The organism is Vibrio sp. qd031 (genome assembly GCF_002100145.1).
Lineage (GTDB): Bacteria > Pseudomonadota > Gammaproteobacteria > Enterobacterales > Vibrionaceae > Vibrio.
In genome coordinates this window covers 113,126-133,660 of the sequence record NZ_JXQD01000002.1, presented here as the reverse complement: position 1 = coordinate 133,660, position 20,535 = coordinate 113,126, and the positions used below count along the sequence as shown (strand labels likewise).

The window sequence follows — 20,535 nt, the reverse complement described above, 5'->3', positions numbered from 1 at the left end:
CTTATTCCTCGCTGTATCGTTCGGTTCTACCTTGGCTCTGAAGATAATGCTGCCTAAATTGACGAGGCGATACACCATGATGTTTTTTAAACCTATGGGTAAAATTATAGGGATCTTTGTAGCCTACTTGTGGGGCAATCATTGCAATGCTCCACGCTTCATGTGTTAACATTTTTACTGCTTTATCCATCCGCAGTTCGATTAATCTTTTTTGTGGTGATTTTCCATAAAGGCTTTTGCAAATTCTATTAAGTTGTTCTTCGCTAATAAAGCAACGCTCGGCAATATGGGCAATGGTCCACGGCAAATGGAGCTGAGATTCAATTTCGTTAAACAGTGTTTGAACACGAATGACAGAATTGAGCGGTTGTGTCTCCATGCCGGTCAGCAACTTTTTAGCCTCACTTACTAGCAAACGCCGATATCCGGGACGACCGTCTATTTCTACGTGAAGGAGGTTTAACAAAGACCACATTTGTTCACAGGCGTAATACGGCACCACACACTGTCCTTTGTCCGCAAACCTTTGCCATATTTTATTGGGCTCGAGCAGCATCCAGATCATCTTCCAATGTTTGATTTGTGGGTCGATTTCAAACCGGAATGGTTGGTGCGCAGGCAATATGGTTAGGGTGTTTGGCGGTATATCAAACACTTGATCTTTTGTGATTAAGACCCCTGCACCCTCTAAGGTAAAAAGCAGCGTATGCGCAGAAACACTTTCACGTTCAACTTGATAACCCTGGGACAGTTCGGCGAGCCCAGCCATGTGGAAATGCGCCTTCTGCATTTCCGGTAAATCGGAGTTAGAAAGAAAGCGTTCTTTACACTCTTCTGCTAGGTAGACAAAGTCTTGCCATTCATTTTTTGGTCGAAATTGAATCATGACGGATTTGAACAGGTTTTCCCTTTTTTTTAACATGGTTACATAGATCACGTTTTCTTACACTACACGCTAATAATAAGGAGGTGTTTATGAACTATGACAATCGTATAACAACATTTAAAAATACGCTTCCACCTAAGATGTTTTCTCAGGTCATGAAGCTCGCTCTACCCGTTGCCGTACAAAGTGCGCTAGTTGCTATCTTGCAATTGGCGGATGTATTGATGGTAAGCGATTTTGGCCAAGAAGCAACGGCTTCTGTGGGAATTGCCACAAAATGGCACTTCGTGATCATTATGATTTCAGCGGGTATTGCGTCCGCTAACGGTATCCTAGTCTCTCAGTATTGGGGCAAAGGTGACAAAAATTCTGCCAGAAGTGTGCATCAGCTCGGCCTAAAATATGGCACGCTATTTATGTTGCCACTGACGCTACTGGTCACCGGGCTATCAAGTTACATCATGATGCTGCAAACGTCTGATGCGTCAGTGATTGAATTAGGCTCTACTTATCTTTGGTACAGCTTGCCAGTTTTGGTCGTGACACACTGGATTATCATTGGTGAGTCTAGCTTGCGTTCGAGCGGAAACGCGATGTTGCCTTTAAAATTGGGTGCATTCACCGTATTTCTAAACATTGGTTTAAACTTCTGGCTAATCAAAGGCGGGATGGGTGTAGAGCCAATGGGCGTTGCAGGCGCAGCATTGGCGACTACAATCGCACGCAGTATTCAAGCCATATTGCTTTATACAGTGCTATATAAAACGCGCAGTTGGATTGTCACCGCAAAGCTGATTGAAGATACTCGCCGCTTGGCGCAGTCATTTCAAAAAATTGCATTGCCTACTGTTTCTAGTTCGCTCGTGTGGGCATTTGGTACGTTAACCTATCAAATCATCTACGGACATATGGGGACAACAGAGCTTGCTGTGTTTAGTATGATTGGGCCGTTTGAAGGACTATGTTACTCAGCGTTTTTTGGTATTGCGGTGGCCTGCTCTGTACTTATTGGTCAGTCTTTAGGGCGCGACGAATTCGATACCGCGCGTAATATGACTAAATTGTTTATCGGCAGCGTAATTGCTATTGCGACAATGATGGGTGTAGGCATTTTCTTTGGTGTCGACGCTATTGTAAGTTGGCTAAGCCTTGATGAACCTCACCTTTACGCAATGGCTGCGCCAGCGATGACTGTATTGAGCGTATTGCTTGGTATTCGCATGGTGAATATGATCATCATCCTCGGTGCATTGCGTGCCGGTGGTGAGAACAGTTTTGTGTTACGTATGGACTTTATCTCTATGTGGCTGGTTGGTATTCCTCTAACCGCTTATGGGGCGTTTGTTGGGAACTGGGAGTTCCAGTACGTATACGCGCTAATGTTGTGCGAAGAGATCGTGAAGTTTATTTTGTGCTCGCGCCGTTACTTAAAAGGTACATGGTTAAACAACCTAACCTTATCCCCTGCTTAATAGCCTAGATTGAACAGCCTTGATGAGAGCCCAATCAGTAATGATTGGGCTTTTTTACATCTTGCGCTTTTTTCGATTCGGTATCATCTGCTTGTTAAGCTTTGGCACTGTTTGCTTTTCTAGCCATAAATGGCGAAAAGCCAAAAGTGGGTGTTGCAATAGCATGCGAGGGCCAGAGTATCGCATTACTTGCCTCATTTGATCTTTAGGCTCTGGTTTATAGCAATGTATTGGACAAGTGTTGCAGGCTGGTTTTTGCTCTCCATAGGGACAGCGGTCTAGACGGGTTTCAGCGTAGGCGAGTAGCTCAGAACACTCAGCACACAAACTCAACGCGCGTTGCCACTGGGGTTCAGTTAGTGTGGTTTTTTCGGCGCCTTTGGCCAGATGGTGATCCTTACAATAGCGTTCTACTATATAAGCTACTGTAACAAATTCTGTATTTAGGCTTCCAAGTAGGAGTGTACTGTTCGGTTTCATGGGCTTGAGTGCAATTGAGTAGTAACGAGATCAGTGTACACAAATAGAGCCCTTGAGCGCTATCGATCTTAACTATTTTCGTAAGCCGTGTTACAACATCTATCTGTTATCTATAATAAATATTAAGACCGTAGTAAAAACCAATCACACAACATTCAATGCTTTAGGGATCAGGAGAACCAAATGGAAATGAAACGGCTCACTAAAAGCACGCTTGCTGCAACCATTACCCTCGTGCTTTCCTCAATGGCCAACGCTGCTGTTGTCGAAACGACTCGCCTGTACACGTTTGGCGAGCCTAAGTATGCCGAAGGGTTCAACCATTTTGATTATGTAAACCCAGACGCCCCAAAAGGCGGCAGTGTCATTTATGGTGCTACAGGTACTTACGATAACTTTAACCGTTACTCGCAGCGAGGCAATTTTGGCGCAGGCATTATCGAGTTGTATGATGGGTTGATGTACTCACCTTCTGATGAAATAGACGTGACCTACGGATTGATCGCACAAAAGATCCGTTACTCCGACGATTTTATGTGGATGGAAGTCGATGTTCACCCGGATGCAAAGTTTCACGATGGGGTTAAGATCACCGCCAACGATATCGCCTTTACGTATCAAAAATTTTGGGACCAAGGTGTACCGTTTTATAAAGAGCTCTACAAAAAAGTAAAATCGGTTGTCGCGCTTGATGACAAAACAGCGCGTATTGAGATGAATGAAGCCGATAAAGAAGTGTTGTTTAGCCTAGTGCAAGGTATGCAGGTTTTACCTGAGCATTATTGGAAAGACAAAGATTTATCTGAGCCGTTGAGTGAGCCACCTTTAGGCAGCGGTGCCTACAAAATTGGCAGCTATAAATCTGGGCAAAGTATCACGTACACATTAGTCGACGACTATTGGGCGGCTGAGCATCCTGTGAATATTGGTCGAAATAACTTTGGCTCGTATACCTATGATTACTACCGAGATGCGACGGTGCAGCTAGAAGCGTTTAAAGCTGGCGAAATTGATCTTCGCTCAGAAAATATTTCAAAAAACTGGGCAACGGCTTATACCGGAAGTAACTTTGATAAAGGCTACATCATCAAAGAAGAGCTGGTCGATGATACTCCACAACGCATGCAAGGTTACGTGTTTAACACAGAAAAACCTTACCTTAGCGACGTACGCGTTAGGGAGGCGATGACCTTGCTGCTTGATTTTGAATGGATGAATAAGAATCTGTTCTACGATCAATACAAACGCACACGCAGTTATTTCCAAAATACCGAGTACGAAGCTAAAGGATTACCGTCAGAAGAAGAAATTGCGGTACTTACGCCGATTAAAGACAAGATCCCTGAGCGCGTCTTTACCGATGAATATGTTATGCCCGTGACCGACGGTAGTGGACGCATACGAACTCAGTTGCGCGAGGCGCTACAACTGTTTAAGGCGGCAGGCTTTGAAGTGAAAGATGGTGTCATGGTGAATGTGGCAACGAATGAACCCCTCAAGTTAGAATTGATAGCCTACAGCCCATCCACTGAACGTATTTCAGGATCATTTCAAAAGAACCTTAAGGCTGCTGGCATCGATTTATCAATTCGTATGATTGATACCACTCAATACTTAAAACGTTGGCATGAGCGTGATTACGACCTTGTATTCAGTTCTTATTCAGCCAATCCTTACCCAAGCTCTGGTCTGCTGCAACGCTGGCACAGTGATTATCTAGACAGTACCTATAATCAAGCCGGTGTGACAGACGAAGCCATTGATTACCTAGTTGACCAGATCGTTGATGCACAAGAAGAGCCAGAGAAACTTAAGGTACTTGGCCCAGCGCTAGACCGCGTTCTGCAGTGGAACTACTTTGCTATCCCTACTTGGTATTCTGGTATTTACCGAATTGCCACTTGGGATAAGTTCTCGAGACCAGAAGTGATGCCTAAGTATGACGTAGGGATTGATACGTGGTGGATTGATGCTGAGAAAGCCAGCAAGCTGCCCGAAAAGCGCCGCTAGCTACTCAGCTATAACTACAGCAGCTATAGTAACCGCAGCTATAGCTGCTCCATCTTGAAGCTGTGTGACTTGATGGCATGAGTAATAAGTTGTATTGGTTTTTATTAGGGATCTCTATTTAGATTATGTCTTCTTACATCATTCGTCGCTTGTTGCTGGTCATACCCACTTTGTGGGCCATTATTACCATCAACTTTTTTGTTATTCAAATTGCGCCTGGTGGCCCAGTAGAACAAGCGCTGGCTCAGATGCAAGGGCTTGAATCTGGCATAATGGAACGTTTTTCCGGTGGTGGCTCAGAGCTTGGCTCAGATATCAGTACCGATGCAAGTGCTGCTGAAAACAGCAGTACCTATCGTGGCTCGCGAGGAATGGATCCAGAAGTCATTGAAGCGATTAAAGTCCAATTTGGCTTTGATAAACCCCTTCACGAGCGCTATTTTGACATGCTTAAGCGGTACATTGTGTTCGACTTTGGCGAAAGCTTGTTTCGTGATGGAACGGTTATTGACCTCATTGTCGACCGACTGCCTGTGTCGATATCTCTCGGGTTGTGGAGTACGCTGATCATCTACCTTATATCGATTCCGCTTGGGATAATGAAAGCCATTTATCATGGCTCAAGGTTTGATATTTGGACCAGCGCGATGGTCATCATTGGTTACGCTATACCGGGCTTTCTATTTGCGATCATGCTGATAATTGTCTTTGCCAGTGGCAACTATTTTGATTGGTTCCCTTTACGAGGTTTAGTGTCGAGTAACTGGGATGAGTTAAATGCCTTTCAAAAAGTCGTCGATTACTTCTGGCACCTCGCACTACCTACTCTTGCTATGGTGATCGGCGGCTTTGCAACCTTAACAATGCTGACTAAAAACTCGTTTTTAGACGAGATTAACAAGCAATATGTGGTAACAGCTCGTGCGAAGGGACTTGATGATAAAACCATTTTGTACAAACACGTATTTCGTAACGCAATGCTGATCATTATTGCCGGCTTTCCAAGCGCATTTATCAGCATATTTTTTACAGGTTCGATGCTTATAGAAGTGATGTTCTCTTTAGAGGGCATTGGGTTGTTAGGCTTTGAGTCGACGATCCAGCGCGACTACCCCGTCGTGTTTAGCTCACTGTATATCATGACGCTATTAGGGCTTATTTTGAGTATTATTTCCGATCTCACCTACTCTTGGGTGGATCCTCGTATAGATTTTGAGGCGCGTTAGATGAAGAAAATACTATCTAACCCGTTAATGAAAGTCCGTATTCAGCGATTCAAAGCCAATCGCCGTGGTTATTGGTCAACGTGGCTGTTTTGCGTCTTATTTGGATTAAGCTTGTTTGCTGAGATCATTGCAAACGATAAGCCGCTGCTGGTGAGTTACGACAATCAATGGTATTTTCCGGTTGTTACCGCTTACCCAGAAACAGCGTTTGGCGGAGAGTTTGACGCTGAAGCTGACTACACCGATCCTTACGTTACTGAGCTTATTGAAGAAAAGGGCTATCTAATTTGGCCGCTGATCCCGTTTAGCTACGACACAATTAATTATGATCTACCCTCGCCTGCGCCATCACCACCGGACAATGTTAACTGGTTAGGCACTGATGACCGTGGCCGTGACGTACTTGCGCGGGTGATTTATGGTTTCCGAATCTCGGTGTTGTTTGGATTAGTCTTAACATTTATTTCAAGCATCATTGGTGTCATTGTTGGTGCTACACAGGGATATTACGGCGGTAAAATAGATTTACTCGGACAGCGGTTTATCGAGGTCTGGTCAGGAATGCCGACCCTGTTTTTATTGATCATATTATCCAGCTTTGTTGAGCCAAACTTTTGGTGGCTGTTGGGCATAATGGTGCTGTTTAGCTGGATGGGACTTGTCGGCGTGGTGCGGGCTGAGTTTTTACGCTGCAGAAACTTCGATTACGTTAAAGCTGCCCACGCACTGGGCGTGAATGATTCACGCATAATGTTAAGACACATGTTGCCTAATGCCATGGTCGCATCGTTAACCATGATGCCGTTCATTCTTTCTGGCTCGGTGACGACGTTAACCTCATTAGATTTTCTTGGGTTTGGTTTGCCATCAGGCTCCCCTTCTTTAGGCGAGTTATTGGCGCAAGGTAAAGCGAACCTACAAGCACCTTGGCTTGGTTTTTCCGCTTTTGCCATATTATCCATAATGCTCAGCTTATTGGTCTTCATTGGTGAAGCCGTACGCGATGCGTTCGATCCCCACCAGCAGATGTAAGGCAGCCTTATGACAAATTCAACGTTGCCTAACGCAACCTCTACGCACCCAGTACTGAAGGTCGACTCATTGGCCGCAGACGTAATGAATGGTGACGGCTATTCCTCGATTATTCGCGACATTCAATTTGAGATCTCCGGCGGTGAAACGCTCGCGTTGGTGGGTGAAAGCGGCTCTGGAAAGTCGGTTACCGCTAACGCAATCATGCGACTATTTGGCCGCGGTGCAAACTGGAATACCAAAGGTACTATCGAGTTTGACGGCGAAGATTTGCTGCAGTTGAGTGAGCGAAGAATGCGAGGTATTCGAGGTGGCCGTATCGGGATGATTTTTCAAGAGCCGATGGTGTCTCTCAATCCTTTGCATAAAATTGGTAAGCAGCTGGTCGAAGTGGTCGAGATTCACCGTGGTTTACGTGCGAATCAGGCTAAACCGTTGGCGATCGAGTGGTTAAAAAAGGTCGGTATTCGCCACCCAGAGCAAAAGATTAACGCCTACCCACATGAACTCTCAGGTGGCGAGCGCCAACGGGTAATGATAGCGATCGCGTTAATTAATGAGCCTGAGTTGCTCATTGCCGACGAACCCACCACGGCGTTAGATGTGTCTGTTCAGGCGCAAATCTTAGATCTCATCAAAGAGCTACAGCAAGAGCTGGGGATGGCGATCTTATTTATTACTCATGATCTCAGCATTGTAAAACGTATCGCCGATAACGTTGCGGTCATGAAGTCAGGTGAGATTGTTGAATACGCGAATTGTCAGCAGCTTATGTCCAACCCGCAACACCCTTACAGTAAATTGTTAATCGACGCCGATCCTTCAGGTTTGCCTATCGCAACAGATCCCGCGGCGCCTGAACTGGTGTCAGCCAAGCAGCTGAAAGTGTGGTTCCCTATTACTGGCGGTATTTTTAAGCGTGTGGTCGACCATGTGAAAGCCGTTACCGATATTAATCTGCACATCATTAAGGGCCAAACCGTTGGTTTAGTTGGAGAAAGTGGTTCAGGTAAATCAACGACCGGCATGGCACTGCTGCGCTTAGTGGACAGCGAAGGATCAATCGTATTTGACGGCAACAAAGTGGATGTATTGGATCGAAAAGGCATGCTGCCTTTACGAAAACGCATGCAGGTTGTGTTTCAAGACCCCTTCTCGGCACTGAATCCTCGAATGTCGGTGGCTCAAATTATTGGAGAAGGCTTGTTTGTTCACGAAGCGTTTACCGCCGAACAGATCGATGTGCAAATTCAAGAGGTGATGCAAGAAGTTGGGTTAGACCCTACTACCCGTTTCCGTTATCCCAACGAGTTTTCTGGTGGTCAACGCCAGCGTATTGCCATTGCCAGAGCGCTTATCTTAAAACCAGAGTTTATCTTACTGGACGAACCCACCTCGTCATTAGACAGAACGGTTCAAAAACAAGTGTTGGATTTGCTTAAATCGTTGCAACAAAAATACGGACTTACTTACCTGTTTATCAGCCATGATTTAAGTGTCGTTCGTTCGCTTTGTCATCACACTATTGTGATGCAGGCCGGTGAAGTGGTTGAAGAAGGCCCAACAGAACAACTGTTTACCACGCCAAAGCATCCTTACACGCAACAGTTGGTGACGTTGTCACAGTAGCTGCTTAACGCATTGTTTTTAAGTTAAAAAAGCGGCCACATCGTGTGGCCGCTTTATATTTATTCGCTATTTAGTTACAGTTCAACCAACAATTTACCTTTGTTTTCGCCGGTAAAGAATAGGTTAAGGCCTGTCATTGCACTTTCAATACCTTGTAGGCTGTGCGCACGATATTTCACTTGCCCTTTCATGACATACGGCGTTAGTTTTTCAAGTAACGCTGGGGTGTTGTGAAGGTGATCTGGCATGGTAAACCCTTGAACTTTAATACGCTTGGTGATCAATCGCATCCAGTTTGGTCCAGCACTTGGAACCGCGGCGGTGTAATCGGCAATCATGCCACACACTGCGATACGCCCATGCGCGTTCATGCGCTCAAAAATCGCATGTTGGATTGGGCCACCAGTGTTTTCAAAAAATACATCGACCCCATTAGGTGCCAATGCATCTAGTTGGCCTGCCAAATCATCGCTTTTATAGTTAATTGCGCCATCAAAACCTAACTCATTAACTATCCAATCCGCTTTTTCATCGCTGCCCACGACACCAATAACGGTCAGGCCGTCGGCTTTTGCAAGTTGTCCAACAATAGAGCCTACAGAGCCCGCAGCGCCAGTAACGACAATGGTTTCGCCAGATTTAGGCTCGCCGATTGAATACAAGCCTTGTACCGCTGTTAGTCCAGGAAGGCCAAATACACATAACGCCATTTCTGGAGTGATTTGAGCATCAATTTTGTTTACATCAGCGCCGTTACTCACATGGTATTCAGTCCAACCCATCATACCCATGACTTGGTCACCTTTGACAAAGTTTGGATTGTTCGACTCAACTACGACGCCAACACCACTAGAGCGCATGCGGCTATTTAGTGCGACAGGTGGAATGTAACTATCTTCACTTGGCATCATCCAACCCAACATCGCAGGATCTAATGACATATGTGATTGTTTTATGAGTAACTCACCGTCAGCAAGTGTTGGAATGCTTTGTTCAACAACATCAAACATATGAGGACCAATTGGGCCGCCATCGGGGCGTTGTACTAAGTTAATTTGCTTAAATTGTGTAGTCATTGTGAATTCCTATGTGTTAATTGCTCTAGCCGCGCTAGTTTCCTTTGATGGACCTAGTATTACTTATTAAGATGGTGAGATATAGGGCGTAAAATGCTATTCTGTGTTGTCTTAAAAGCAATAGTTAACAGTTATGGATCAGTTACGAGCACTACGCTACTTTGTTGAGGTTGCCGAACAAAACAGTTTTGCTAAGGCGGCGAAACGTTTTGATGTCCCAGCATCCTCTATTAGTCGTCGAATCAGCGATCTCGAGTCGCACTTAAGCACCCAACTTCTGATTAGAAATACCCGTAGCGTGAAATTGACCGAGCTCGGCCAGCATTACTACCTACAGACCAGTCGCTTGATACTCGATTTAGATAAACAAGATCGTCTGTTAAAAGAAACACAAACCAACCCTTCGGGTCGACTGACTATTAGCAGTATGGTCGGTTTTGGTGAGCGATACCTAATTCCGATGCTTGAGACCTTTCAACAGCGTTATCCAGACATTGAACTTAATGTTCATCTCAGCGACTCTCTGACTAAATTTGGAAAAGACGAAGTTGATATAGCCATTCGTGGTGGGTACGCGCCGGATGAGCGTGTCGTTGCAATCTCATTAATGGGTAACCACTTTGTCGCCGCAGCGTCTAAAGAGTACTTAGAGCAGTATGGTTCACCAAGTACCACACTGGAACTGGTCAAACATAGAGGGCTGTTCTATACCACCCCTCAAGGCAATACGCCGTGGCTCACTCAGGTTGGAGGGGAATGGCATAATGTCAGTGGCAAAACCGTCACCAGCAGCAATCACGGCAAATGGTTAATCAACCAAGCAATTGCTGGTAAAGGCATTTTGATGTTGCCCAAGTGGGTATTGCAAGAGCACTTTGACCGCAATGAGTTGATCGAGCTTCACTTTGACCACCCCTTAGATGTCACTCAAAACTCAAACTTTGCGGTTTATATGATCTATCAAAAGTTGGATTACGCGATCCCCAAAATAAAAGTGGCTGTTGATTTTGTCCGCGAACAGATGCGTGATAAGGCATCACAGGTGTAAAAAAGTTGACCAAACAGTGGCTTAGTCCTAGTCTATCGACCAATACGTTATTTTAAATTTGGATATTGTTATGAGTACCATCAACCCATTTGATGAAGCAAAATGGACCCCCGTAGAGGGTTTTGCGTTTGAAGACATTACTTATCACCGTTGTGTCGATCAAGGTACGGTTAGAGTGGCGTTTAATAGACCAGATTGTCTTAACGCGTTCCGACCCAAAACAGTCGATGAACTCTTCACCGCACTTGACCATGCGCGTCAATGGTCAGATGTTGGTTGTGTGCTTATAACAGGTAACGGTCCCTCTAAAAAAGGCCAGTGGTCGTTCTCTTCTGGTGGTGATCAGCGCATTCGTGGTAAAGATGGCTATAAATACGAAGGTGAAGAAGCCAATCAAGCAGACGTTGCTAAAATGGGGCGTTTGCATATTCTGGAAGTTCAAAGACTGATCCGTTTTATGCCAAAAGTAGTGATTGCTGTCGTACCTGGTTGGGCTGCGGGTGGTGGACACAGTTTGCATGTGGTGTGTGACCTTACTTTAGCGTCAAAAGAGCATGCAGTGTTTAAACAAACGGATCCCGATGTCGCGTCATTCGACTCAGGGTATGGCTCGGCTTACTTAGCGAAAATGATCGGCCAGAAACGAGCCCGTGAGATTTTCTTTTGTGGCTTTGACTATTCTGCGCAAGACGCCTTCGAGATGGGAATGGTCAACAAGGTTGTTGAGCACGCTGATCTGGAAAACGAAGCGTTGCGTTGGGCCAAACAGATCAACAGCAAGTCCCCTACCGCAATGCGTATGTTGAAATACGGCTTCAATCTTCCAGATGATGGCCTGGTTGGACAACAGTTATTTGCTGGTGAAGCGACTCGTTTGGCCTATGGCACCGATGAAGCAAAAGAAGGCCGGGACGCGTTTTTAGAAAAACGCGATAAAGACTTTGGTCAGTTCCCCTGGCATTACTAAGCAACGTTTAGACACTTATGTAGAACGGCCATCACAAAAGTGGTGGCCGTTTTTATTTTTTTGGCGCTATGAGTTTCATACAATAGTCATCAAGTGGGGGTAATGTACGAGTGAGCATTTTCTACTTTAATATGACGTGAAACCACTTAAACGCTATCAGTACGAACGCTACGCCGTGTTATGCAATTTGGCTTACCCTCGAGTCTTTAAACACACTAAATATGGGTTTGATCCCAATGGTCAAAGAATAATAAAAAACCAGTTTGGCAAAACAATGATAAGAGTGCTTTGGAGCAAAGAGAGCTCAGAGGTCGTTGTGGTGATAAAGGGGTCGCATAGCATAAGCGATTGGCTGCTTAACTTTGCAATGTGGACGAAAAGCTGTAAGCATCTTGGTCTAAACTATCGTATTCATGCTGGTTTTTTTCACTTGCTTCATCAAGAAAGTGTTCCATCTAGAAATGAACATCAACTAGGACAAAGCGTGCTGCAAGTGTTAGAGCAGACACTTTTACCACTTATTGAGCAGGGAAAGCGCGTTTCCATAACAGGGCACTCCTCCGGGGGAGCCATAGGGTGTGTGTTTGCCGATTATTTTGAGAAGAAGTACCCAAAATCCATTAAACGAATCGTCACTTTTGGCCAGCCAGCTATCGGGACTATAGGGTTTAAGCATCGCTATACTTTAGGTCATAAAACCTATCGCATCTGTTGCGACCTTGATGTAGTGACGTTTATGCCACCAGTGCCGCTGTTGTATTGGCATGTAGGGAAACTATTGTGGTTGTACAATGGTCGAATATACGAAAACACGCCCAGCGTTGTTCGGTTTAGCCGCTCGTTGGTTAGTTGGGTTATTCGCCCCTTCTCGTATCACCTTATGAGCAAATACATAAGAAACAAAGACTTTTTTGATGATCGTTAAAGGCCTAATGTTGAGACGTTCATTGATTGCTTACATGTATTCTTATCACCTTTCGACGATTGATTATCAACTATCAACTAACGCCTAAGTATGATGTTATAGTCAATATTTACCTAATTAGACACACCGTCTCTTTGTGGGTCGTATCTTTACACCATTATTTGTATCTGCAACTTTGCCACATTTTTAATGTTTAATTATGATCGGCTCCAATGGGGGGCCACGGTCTGTGTTCTTCAGAGTCTACCCACTCTTTAACCCATTGAGGCAACTTCGGTGTATCAATCGACTCACCCAACGCTTCTAGTATCTGTTGTGGCGCGACAAGTCCTTGTTTTGACGTCACACCGGCTCGAATAAGCACGGAAGAGCATGGTTTTCCCTTAACCCACATAGATTGCTCTAAATATAACCATCTCTCGTCCCACCCCACGCATTGCGTATGCATGGTGACTTTGTTGAACATGTGAACTCGGTTTCGGTAGCGCACCGAGCTACCTGCGACCACTAGTGCCCATCTTTTTTTTGCCAATATCTTCATCAATCCACAGCGGATCCCCAACTCCGTACGACCCAAATCATAAAGAGTCAGTACCCGACCATTGTTCATCTCGTTAAAAATATCGAGATCCCAGGGATGACATGCAAAGGTAATGTTACTTTTGTCAGTAAAGTGCAGAGGCTTAGCACGGCTCGCGTTCCAATATGTTTTGGCAAGTCTGGCAAATGGATACATGACTGTGTGTTCCTTAAACTGAAGTCGTATTGTGTTGTTCTTATTTTCATATACACTACTAAGTTAACAATATTAAAACAAGTGTTTAACTTCGGCGGCGAGCGAAAAAGTTATTGACTTACAATGTCTTTCGGCATCGAACAGCACGTTGGTGTGACATATTGGTGTCACATATTTGTAGTATTTTTTAACGGTTCTATAGTAACGATGACTCCTCCAATTATTTACATGAAAACCGAAAAACTGTACGTAGAAAAAGAGCTAAGCTGGCTATCATTTAACGAGCGTGTTCTTCAAGAAGCGGCGGATAAAACCGTCCCACTTATCGAGAGGATCCGTTTTCTCGGCATATTTTCCAATAATCTCGACGAGTTTTATAAAGTTCGATTTGCCGATGTTAAAAGGCGAATCTTGATCAGCCAAGAGCGCGGAAAGGAAGACAACTCCAAACATCTACTGAAAAAGATGCAATCAAAAGCGGCGAACTTAAGCGACCGATTTGAGGAGCTATACGGCGAACTGCTTCTGGAAATGGCGCGACGTCGAATCTTTTTGGTGAATGAATCACAACTGACGGAAACTCAAGAAGTCTGGCTACGAAAATACTTTCATAAGGAAGTAAAACCACACATCACCCCGCTGTTACTCACCGATGACATAGACGTTCTTCAGTTTCTCAAAGATGAATACGCCTATGTCTGTGTGGAACTCAAGAACGACACACAAGTGCAGTATGCATTGTTGGAGATTCCAACCGACCACTTGCAACGTTTTGTTATGGTACCAGAGCAAAAAGGTAAGCGGCGCAAGACCATCATACTGCTAGACAATGTAATAAGGCTATGTCTCGACGAACTGTTTGGTGCCTTTTTTGATTACGACGACATTGCATGCTATTCCATAAAAATGACTCGCGATGCGGAGTACGATCTTAGCCATGAGGTTGAGTTTAGTTTGCTCGAGCAGATGTCTGAAGGGATAGAACAGCGCCTTACCGCCATGCCAGTGAGGTTTATTTACGAAAAAGGCATGCCGCAGCCTATGCTCGATTTTCTTTGCCAAAAATTGGGCATTTCTAATTACGATAGTTTGTTGGCGGGCAGCCGGTACCAAAATTTCAAAGACTTTATTGGGTTTCCAAATGTTGGGCGAGACTACTTAGAAAACAAGCCTCTCCCTCCGTTTACCTCTGCCGCATTCGAGCAGTACCCAAACAGTTTCGATGCGATTAAACAGCGTGATATTTTACTGTACTACCCTTATCACACGTTTGATCATATCGTTGAGTTGGTTAGGCAATCCTCATTCGATCCCAAAGTCCGCAGTATTAAAATCAATATCTATCGCGTGGCGAAAGATTCTAAATTGATGAACTCACTCATTGATGCCGTACACAATGGAAAAAACGTTACCGTCGTTGTCGAGCTTCAAGCGCGGTTTGACGAAGAGGCCAACATTAACTGGTCTAAACGTCTGGTAGACGCTGGTGTACAAGTGATCTTCGGCGCACCGGGATTAAAGATACACTCAAAATTGTTGCTGATCAGCCGTAAAGAAGGGGATGAAATCGTACGTTATGCGCATATTGGTACAGGCAATTTTCACGAAAAAACCGCGCGGATTTACACTGACTATGCATTGTTAACGGCCAACTCAAGCCTTACTAATGAAGTACGCGCCGTCTTTGGGTACATTGAAAATCCATATCGCCCCGTTAACTTCGAGAAACTGATTGTTTCCCCGCGAAACTCTCGCAAACGTATGTATGCATTGATTGACAATGAAATTAAAAATGCGCTCGCAGGCCTACCCGCTTCCATTACTTTTAAGGTGAACAACTTGGTCGACAAAGGCATTGTCGACCGTTTATATCAAGCGAGCCAAGCTGGCGTAATAGTAAGAGGCATCATTCGCGGTATGTGCTCTTTGGTACCTGGTATTCAAGGTATCAGCGACAACATTGTTCTAACCAGTGTCGTTGACCGCTTCTTAGAACATCCGCGAGTATTTATCCTTGGCAATGCTGGAGATCCGAGCGTCTATATCTCGTCCGCGGATTGGATGACACGCAATATCGACCACCGTATAGAAGTTGCGACCCCTGTGCTCGATCCTAAACTCGTCCAACGGATCATCGACATTGTTGACATACAGTTAAAAGACACGGTGAAAGCACGTTGGATTGATAAAGAAATGAGCAATTCTTATGTACCTCGCGGAAATAGAAGAAAAATTCGCTCCCAAGTTGCTATTTACGACTATTTGAAACAAGCTGAAAAGAGAGATAGGAAGCAGTATAAAACGCAGTAGTATATGGACAATTCTCCCAGCGATACAGTACAAGACGACTCACGACAGATAGCCGCCTTAGATTTAGGTTCGAACAGTTTCCACTTAGTGGTAGCAAAGGTTGTGGGTAACGATATCCAAATTGTCAGTCGACACAAGCAACGTGTGCGTTTGGCGCAAGGTTTGGATGAGCAAAACAACCTGAGTAATCAAGCCATCGAACGTGGGCTTGATTGCTTAGCTGCATTTGCCGAACGACTATCTGGTTTTGATGTGGACGATGTGCGCATTGCAGCCACACATACGTTACGTGTGGCCAACAACGCCCATATATTTTTGCAGCGCGCCGCTCAAATCCTCCCCTTTCCAATCGAGATTATTCCAGGTACTGAAGAAGCTCGCCTAATTTACTTAGGGGTATCACACACTCAAGTTGAAGCGGACAAGAAATTGGTCATTGATATTGGTGGTGGCAGTACAGAACTGGTAATTGGTGAAGAGCTTGAGCCAATTAAGCTCACCAGCACTCTAATGGGCTGTGTCAGTTTTACTGAGCGGTTCTTTAGTAAAGGGAAATTGTCGGTAAACCGTTTTAAAAAAGCGCAGGTTGCCGCCCAGCAGCAGTTAGAACACATAAAAGAAAGCTATCTCAAGACAGGTTGGACAACGTCTATTGGATCATCTGGCACCGTAAAAGCAATACGTGAGGTAGTTATTGGGCAAGGACACGAGGATGGTATTATCACGCTTGAGCGTTTAAAAACCTTGATCGAATCACTGTGTGATTTTAAGCATATAGACGATATTAAGCTGTCTAAACTGCCGTCGGAGCGGCTACCAGTCTTTGCTGCGGGCGTAGCAATACTCCACGCCATCATGAATGAGTTGAAGATTAGTGAGCTCCACTACTCTTCTGGGGCGCTGCGTGAAGGGATATTGTATGAAATGGACAGTCGGTTCGACCGAACCGATATTCGAATGCGCACAGCCGAAACCCTTGCACAAAAATACGCGGTTGAACTGAGTCATGCCGAAAACGTCAAAGCGACCCTTGAACACTTGTTATGCCAGTATTTGGATCAAACCAAACTGAAAAAGAAACGTGAATTGTCCCAGCTCCTCGGTTGGGCAGCGCTGTTGCATGAAGTGGGTTTGAGTATTCACTTCCAAGGGCACCATAAACACTCGGCTTACCTGCTCGAGCACTCATACATGCCTGGCTTTAACCGAGAGCACCAGCTGTTGCTGGCTACGCTGTCTCGTTTCCAACGCAAGACAATTAAGCTGACTGAGCTGCGTGATTTTTACCTATTTAGAAAAAAAGATGTGTTGGATTTGATTAAGCTGTTTAGGCTCTCTATTGTGCTCAATTCCCAAAGAGACAATGATCCCGTGTACGCTCAGCTTGATGTAAGTGATGAAAGTTGGGTGGTATCCCTCGATGATGAGGTCTTTAACCACCCTGTTCTCTCAGCCGATTTTGACAATGAAATCACGTACTGGGATAAAGTTGAATGGAATTTAGTGGTCAACAACGCTTAAGCTGTCCATGAATTTTTGTTGGTGACTCAGGGTGTCGCCAACTATCTTGTGTAAAGGCGTAGAGTGATAGTTGTCAGCGAGCGTCTTTTTCAGCTTCGTTCCATCGAGAATTAATGTGGAACGCCATAAGTAACGCATCTCTGACACCTCTTTAAACAGCGGCACAACGAGACTTGTGCAAGTGATAGCCCACCAAGGAAATCTACCGGCCGTTAGCTCTATATCATTGGCTTTAAACGCTTTTTTCCAGTCGTCAATTGTTGCAACGACACCTACATCATGAAATACCTCAAACGAAGTGCGTTGCCCTTCAGCCGCTCTAATAGCGTTAGCACTTAAGTCAGGCAAATAGCTCCAAAAATGTTGATGCTGCCGATCATGAGGCGACACCATTTTCCACCCACGCTTGGTAGGTTTAAACGTCATATTAAACCACTGGTCTTGACCTCCGATAAAATCCCCTGCGCGAATGATAGTGACTCTCGCCCCTTTTTTTGCTGCCTGTTTTAACCGCTGCTCCATCGCTAGTCGTATATCCCCTTTTTTGGTTTGGCTGGATAATGGCGTGGTTTCGTCAATGGCTGCATTACTCGTAGGCAAACAATAGACGTTACCAGGGAAGAGGATGTGGAGTTTCTTCTGCTCTACAACAGATACAATGCGATCGAGCAATTGGTATGCGTTGCGGCGCCATTGTGTATAAGGTGGGTTAATACCGTACACGATTAAATCGACGCCCTCACACGCAATTGAAATATCTTTGGTATGAGTAATATCGCCTTCAATGACTTCGATGCGTGAGTCATTAACGTTAAGTTTAGACTGAGGCCTTTTGAACACACTGACACGCCAGCCTGACTCTAATAATGCTTTAACCGTTGTAGACCCAAAATTACCTGTTGAACCAAACACCAATGCTTTTTTCATGATTATCTCTCCTTTGAATAGGTACATAGTAATATTCCTCGTACAATAGAGAAGACGCAGAGTTTCGATGGGGATATTCAAAATTGAATAACAGTGATTGGCAACAATGGCACTTTTTCGTTGTTATTGCAGAGCAAGGAAGTTTAAACAAAGCCTCCAACGAGTTAGGCATATCCCAGCCGACGCTGAGTAGGCAACTGTACGCGTTAGAAAAATCTGTGGGCAATTGCTTGTTCGATAGAAGCACTCAAGGATTAACATTGACAGCATTTGGCCAAGCTCTGCTGCCACAGGCCAAACGTATGCAAGAGAATGCTTTTGCATTGCAACGTTTAGCATCAGGTCAGCAGCACTCATTGTCAGGGCGTGTTCGACTTTCGGTTAATGAGAACATTGCTCAGTATTACTTAGCACCGGTGATTGCACAGTTTCTTGAGAAGCATCCGCAGTTGTCTGTCGAGGTGGATGTGAGTAACAAAGCGACTAATATTGACAAGCGAGATACTGATATTGCAGTAAGAATGTTTAAACCGACGCAATTAGACGTTGTTTCTAAACATCTCGATGATATTCCTGTCCATTTTTATGCGTCTCCAGAGTACATAAAACAATTTGGTGCACCTGCTACCATCGAAGAGCTATTTAACCATCGTTTAATTGGCTTTGATAGAGACAGACAGTTTGAGGATAAAGCCGAGGAATATGGTTGGAGCATTAGCAACGAGGACTTTAAGTTCCGTACCGATAATATTCCACTTCAGTTTGAGGTCGCACGCGAAGGCGGTGGGATCGTCGCAACACATCAAGCGATGGCGAGCCAGTACAATCTAGTGAAAATCGATTTGGGCATACTGCCGCAGACACTGTCCGTGCATTTAGTGTGTCACAGAGACCTTTATCAAAACTCTAATATCCAAGCGCTCTATCGTTTTCTGTCCGAACAGCTACGTTTTACTTAGACTCTTTGAGTGACGTTTCTATAGGTAAACTCTCATCGCTGCCCCATTCACTCCATGAGCCATCATAAAGTGATAGGTTAGTTAAACCTGCAGTTGCCGCAGCAAAGGCGGCAATACAAGCCGTGACCCCCGACCCACATGAAAAAACCAGTTTTGTACTTTGTGATTGCTTAGAGTTGTCCAATATTTGTCTAAATTGTTGCTGTAATACCTCAATCGAATGAAGTTGACGCCCATCCAATAGTTTTGAGAACGGCAGATTAGACGCCCCGGGTATATGTCCGCGTCTTACACCGGGTCTGGGCTCTTGAACCTTGCCTAAAAATCGTTGCTCACCTCGCACGTCGACAACTAAAAACTCGTTATTTATTATGTTTTTATGTATTTCATTAGCCTTTGTTAATAAGGTTGAGTCAAGCGTTAGATTCTCGGGTGACGTTGTCACACATTGTGCGGTTGTCGAGGTTGTTTGTCTGGATTCTTCAATCCATTTTGGCAAGCCACCGCGTAAAATTGCGACCTGTTTAAAGCCAAAACTGCGCAAGATCCACCAAGCGCGAGGCGCAGAATAGAGGCCCTGATTATCGTAAATGATTACGGTGTCTGTAGACTTTACCCCCATAGCAGCTAGCAACGAACTTACTTTGCTTGCATCTGGGTACGGATGGACACCCTCTACGTCAGCGACAAAGTCATGCTCTAAATCCATTTTGATGCTATTTGGGATATGCAGTGGGCGATCATAAACAATAGGATCAATACCAATGACTTTTTCCATGCTCGCGTCTAGTATTTTTAGATTTGGCAAAGAAATATTTTCGGCTAGCCACTGGGTAGAAACTAAGTGCTCCATGGAAAATCCTTTTTGGGTTGGTGTTGAATAGGTGTTGTCCATTAACTCGATTCATTCGGGTTCGATGAGTGTAACCCATTTTGCACGCCACGGTTGAGGCTCCATGTCGTCGGGCCAAAACTCTTTTTGTGTGGTGATGAATCCTTCTTTCACCACATGGAAAGTGATCGCTCGTGCTTGTTGAACGCCATCGGTGATAGATACATCGGTAACCACCTGGTCTTCGTCGCAAACAATAGAATTAATCTCAAAGCGCCAGATACCATGCGCGGGGTAAAAAGAGTTTACAGCAACAAAATTATCTCGCCCACTAATTAGCTCGTTAGATTGAGGCCAAAACCCTTTAAAGTCGGCGGATAAAAACTGGCTCGCGTGTTCGAAATTGTTGCTTTTCATTGCGTCCCAAAACGCGATAACAGTTTGTTTCGGTGTTGCTGCTTTGTTCATGCCCTTTCCTTGTGGCAATATTTTAAATGTC

At 44.7% G+C, this 20,535-nt stretch carries 18 protein-coding genes; 11 read left to right on the top strand and 7 right to left on the bottom strand.

Annotated features, from left to right (window positions below; all coding sequences use genetic code 11):
* Position 1: 1 nt before the first annotated feature.
* The gene (locus ST37_RS01585; RefSeq protein WP_084883005.1) at positions 2 to 922 is read right to left on the bottom strand and encodes an AraC family transcriptional regulator; all 921 of its coding nucleotides are present in this window, start codon (positions 920 to 922) and stop codon (positions 2 to 4) included.
* A 53-nt stretch (positions 923 to 975) separates the two neighbouring features.
* On the opposite strand from ST37_RS01585, the gene ST37_RS01580 reads away from it, so the two are divergent.
* Positions 976 to 2,358 (top strand): MATE family efflux transporter, encoded by a 1,383-nt coding sequence (locus ST37_RS01580; RefSeq protein WP_084883004.1) that lies wholly within the window; start codon positions 976 to 978, stop codon positions 2,356 to 2,358.
* Between the two features lie 54 nt (positions 2,359 to 2,412).
* Here ST37_RS01580 and ST37_RS01575 read toward each other — a convergent pair whose 3' ends face one another.
* The gene (locus tag ST37_RS01575; RefSeq protein ID WP_084883001.1) at positions 2,413 to 2,838 is read right to left on the bottom strand and encodes a nitrous oxide-stimulated promoter family protein; all 426 of its coding nucleotides are present in this window, start codon (positions 2,836 to 2,838) and stop codon (positions 2,413 to 2,415) included.
* A gap of 183 nt (positions 2,839 to 3,021) precedes the next feature.
* On the opposite strand from ST37_RS01575, the gene ST37_RS01570 reads away from it, so the two are divergent.
* From ST37_RS01570 to ST37_RS01555, 4 genes are all read left to right on the top strand, one after another.
* Positions 3,022 to 4,848 (top strand): extracellular solute-binding protein, encoded by a 1,827-nt coding sequence (locus ST37_RS01570; RefSeq protein ID WP_143698092.1) that lies wholly within the window; start codon positions 3,022 to 3,024, stop codon positions 4,846 to 4,848.
* Positions 4,849 to 4,973: 125 nt separating this feature from the next.
* Positions 4,974 to 6,074, top strand: coding sequence for a microcin C ABC transporter permease YejB (locus tag ST37_RS01565; protein ID WP_084882998.1), 1,101 nt, complete (start codon positions 4,974 to 4,976; stop codon positions 6,072 to 6,074).
* Positions 6,075 to 7,106 (top strand): ABC transporter permease, encoded by a 1,032-nt coding sequence (locus ST37_RS01560; RefSeq protein WP_084882995.1) that lies wholly within the window; start codon positions 6,075 to 6,077, stop codon positions 7,104 to 7,106.
* A gap of 84 nt (positions 7,107 to 7,190) precedes the next feature.
* Positions 7,191 to 8,735, top strand: coding sequence for an ABC transporter ATP-binding protein (locus ST37_RS01555; RefSeq protein WP_242426190.1), 1,545 nt, complete (start codon positions 7,191 to 7,193; stop codon positions 8,733 to 8,735).
* A gap of 74 nt (positions 8,736 to 8,809) precedes the next feature.
* Here the strand turns inward: ST37_RS01555 and ST37_RS01550 are convergent, their stop codons facing one another.
* Positions 8,810 to 9,811: an NADP-dependent oxidoreductase gene (locus ST37_RS01550; protein ID WP_084882990.1), complete on the bottom strand. Its 1,002-nt coding sequence runs from the start codon at positions 9,809 to 9,811 to the stop codon at positions 8,810 to 8,812.
* Positions 9,812 to 9,944: 133 nt separating this feature from the next.
* Here ST37_RS01550 and ST37_RS01545 point away from each other — a divergent pair, with 133 nt between their 5' ends.
* From ST37_RS01545 to ST37_RS01535, 3 genes are all read left to right on the top strand, one after another.
* The gene (locus tag ST37_RS01545) at positions 9,945 to 10,859 is read left to right on the top strand and encodes a LysR family transcriptional regulator (protein WP_084882987.1); all 915 of its coding nucleotides are present in this window, start codon (positions 9,945 to 9,947) and stop codon (positions 10,857 to 10,859) included.
* A 70-nt stretch (positions 10,860 to 10,929) separates the two neighbouring features.
* Positions 10,930 to 11,826, top strand: coding sequence for a 1,4-dihydroxy-2-naphthoyl-CoA synthase (locus ST37_RS01540; RefSeq protein ID WP_084882985.1), 897 nt, complete (start codon positions 10,930 to 10,932; stop codon positions 11,824 to 11,826).
* Positions 11,827 to 11,962: 136 nt separating this feature from the next.
* Positions 11,963 to 12,751: a lipase gene (locus ST37_RS01535; RefSeq protein WP_084882982.1), complete on the top strand. Its 789-nt coding sequence runs from the start codon at positions 11,963 to 11,965 to the stop codon at positions 12,749 to 12,751.
* Between the two features lie 193 nt (positions 12,752 to 12,944).
* Here ST37_RS01535 and ST37_RS01530 read toward each other — a convergent pair whose 3' ends face one another.
* Complete coding sequence (locus ST37_RS01530) at positions 12,945 to 13,487, bottom strand: thioesterase family protein (RefSeq protein WP_084882979.1); 543 nt, start codon at positions 13,485 to 13,487, stop codon at positions 12,945 to 12,947.
* A gap of 228 nt (positions 13,488 to 13,715) precedes the next feature.
* Between ST37_RS01530 and ppk1 the strand changes: the two genes are divergently transcribed.
* Entirely contained in the window at positions 13,716 to 15,797 is a 2,082-nt protein-coding gene (ppk1, locus tag ST37_RS01525; protein ID WP_084883452.1) for a polyphosphate kinase 1, read from the top strand.
* 3 nt (positions 15,798 to 15,800) lie between these two features.
* Positions 15,801 to 17,318, top strand: a complete 1,518-nt coding sequence (ppx, locus tag ST37_RS01520) for an exopolyphosphatase (protein ID WP_084882976.1) — start codon at positions 15,801 to 15,803, stop codon at positions 17,316 to 17,318.
* Here ppx and ST37_RS01515 read toward each other — a convergent pair.
* Entirely contained in the window at positions 17,298 to 18,245 is a 948-nt protein-coding gene (locus ST37_RS01515; protein WP_172400906.1) for an NAD(P)H-binding protein, read from the bottom strand. The two genes, ppx and ST37_RS01515, sit on opposite strands and share 21 nt — an antisense overlap.
* Before the next feature lie 83 nt (positions 18,246 to 18,328).
* Between ST37_RS01515 and ST37_RS01510 the strand changes: the two genes are divergently transcribed.
* Positions 18,329 to 19,204, top strand: a complete 876-nt coding sequence (locus ST37_RS01510; protein ID WP_084882971.1) for a LysR family transcriptional regulator — start codon at positions 18,329 to 18,331, stop codon at positions 19,202 to 19,204.
* On the opposite strand, the gene ST37_RS01505 is transcribed toward ST37_RS01510, so the two are convergent.
* Positions 19,197 to 20,057 (bottom strand): sulfurtransferase, encoded by an 861-nt coding sequence (locus ST37_RS01505; protein WP_172400905.1) that lies wholly within the window; start codon positions 20,055 to 20,057, stop codon positions 19,197 to 19,199. The genes ST37_RS01510 and ST37_RS01505 overlap by 8 nt on opposite strands.
* Positions 20,058 to 20,108: 51 nt before the next feature.
* Positions 20,109 to 20,504, bottom strand: coding sequence for a nuclear transport factor 2 family protein (locus ST37_RS01500; RefSeq protein ID WP_084882965.1), 396 nt, complete (start codon positions 20,502 to 20,504; stop codon positions 20,109 to 20,111).
* Between the last annotated feature and the right edge of the window lie 31 nt (positions 20,505 to 20,535).

Bases quoted from the DNA above. Each gene is read 5' to 3' on its own strand.
- ST37_RS01505 (WP_172400905.1), bottom strand. From the start codon at position 20,057: ATGGAGCACTTAGTTTCTACCCAGTGGCTAGCCGAAAATATTTCTTTG.
- ST37_RS01575 (WP_084883001.1), bottom strand. From the start codon at position 2,838: ATGAAACCGAACAGTACACTCCTACTTGGAAGCCTAAATACAGAATTT.
- ST37_RS01515 (WP_172400906.1), bottom strand. From the start codon at position 18,245: ATGAAAAAAGCATTGGTGTTTGGTTCAACAGGTAATTTTGGGTCTACA.
- ppk1 (WP_084883452.1), top strand. From the start codon at position 13,716: ATGAAAACCGAAAAACTGTACGTAGAAAAAGAGCTAAGCTGGCTATCA.
- ST37_RS01580 (WP_084883004.1), top strand. From the start codon at position 976: ATGAACTATGACAATCGTATAACAACATTTAAAAATACGCTTCCACCT.
- ppx (WP_084882976.1), top strand. From the start codon at position 15,801: ATGGACAATTCTCCCAGCGATACAGTACAAGACGACTCACGACAGATA.
- ST37_RS01570 (WP_143698092.1), top strand. From the start codon at position 3,022: ATGGAAATGAAACGGCTCACTAAAAGCACGCTTGCTGCAACCATTACC.
- ST37_RS01550 (WP_084882990.1), bottom strand. From the start codon at position 9,811: ATGACTACACAATTTAAGCAAATTAACTTAGTACAACGCCCCGATGGC.
- ST37_RS01500 (WP_084882965.1), bottom strand. From the start codon at position 20,504: ATGAACAAAGCAGCAACACCGAAACAAACTGTTATCGCGTTTTGGGAC.
- ST37_RS01585 (WP_084883005.1), bottom strand. From the start codon at position 922: ATGTTAAAAAAAAGGGAAAACCTGTTCAAATCCGTCATGATTCAATTT.
- ST37_RS01530 (WP_084882979.1), bottom strand. From the start codon at position 13,487: ATGTATCCATTTGCCAGACTTGCCAAAACATATTGGAACGCGAGCCGT.
- ST37_RS01565 (WP_084882998.1), top strand. From the start codon at position 4,974: ATGTCTTCTTACATCATTCGTCGCTTGTTGCTGGTCATACCCACTTTG.
- ST37_RS01560 (WP_084882995.1), top strand. From the start codon at position 6,075: ATGAAGAAAATACTATCTAACCCGTTAATGAAAGTCCGTATTCAGCGA.
- ST37_RS01540 (WP_084882985.1), top strand. From the start codon at position 10,930: ATGAGTACCATCAACCCATTTGATGAAGCAAAATGGACCCCCGTAGAG.
- ST37_RS01555 (WP_242426190.1), top strand. From the start codon at position 7,191: ATGAATGGTGACGGCTATTCCTCGATTATTCGCGACATTCAATTTGAG.
- ST37_RS01545 (WP_084882987.1), top strand. From the start codon at position 9,945: ATGGATCAGTTACGAGCACTACGCTACTTTGTTGAGGTTGCCGAACAA.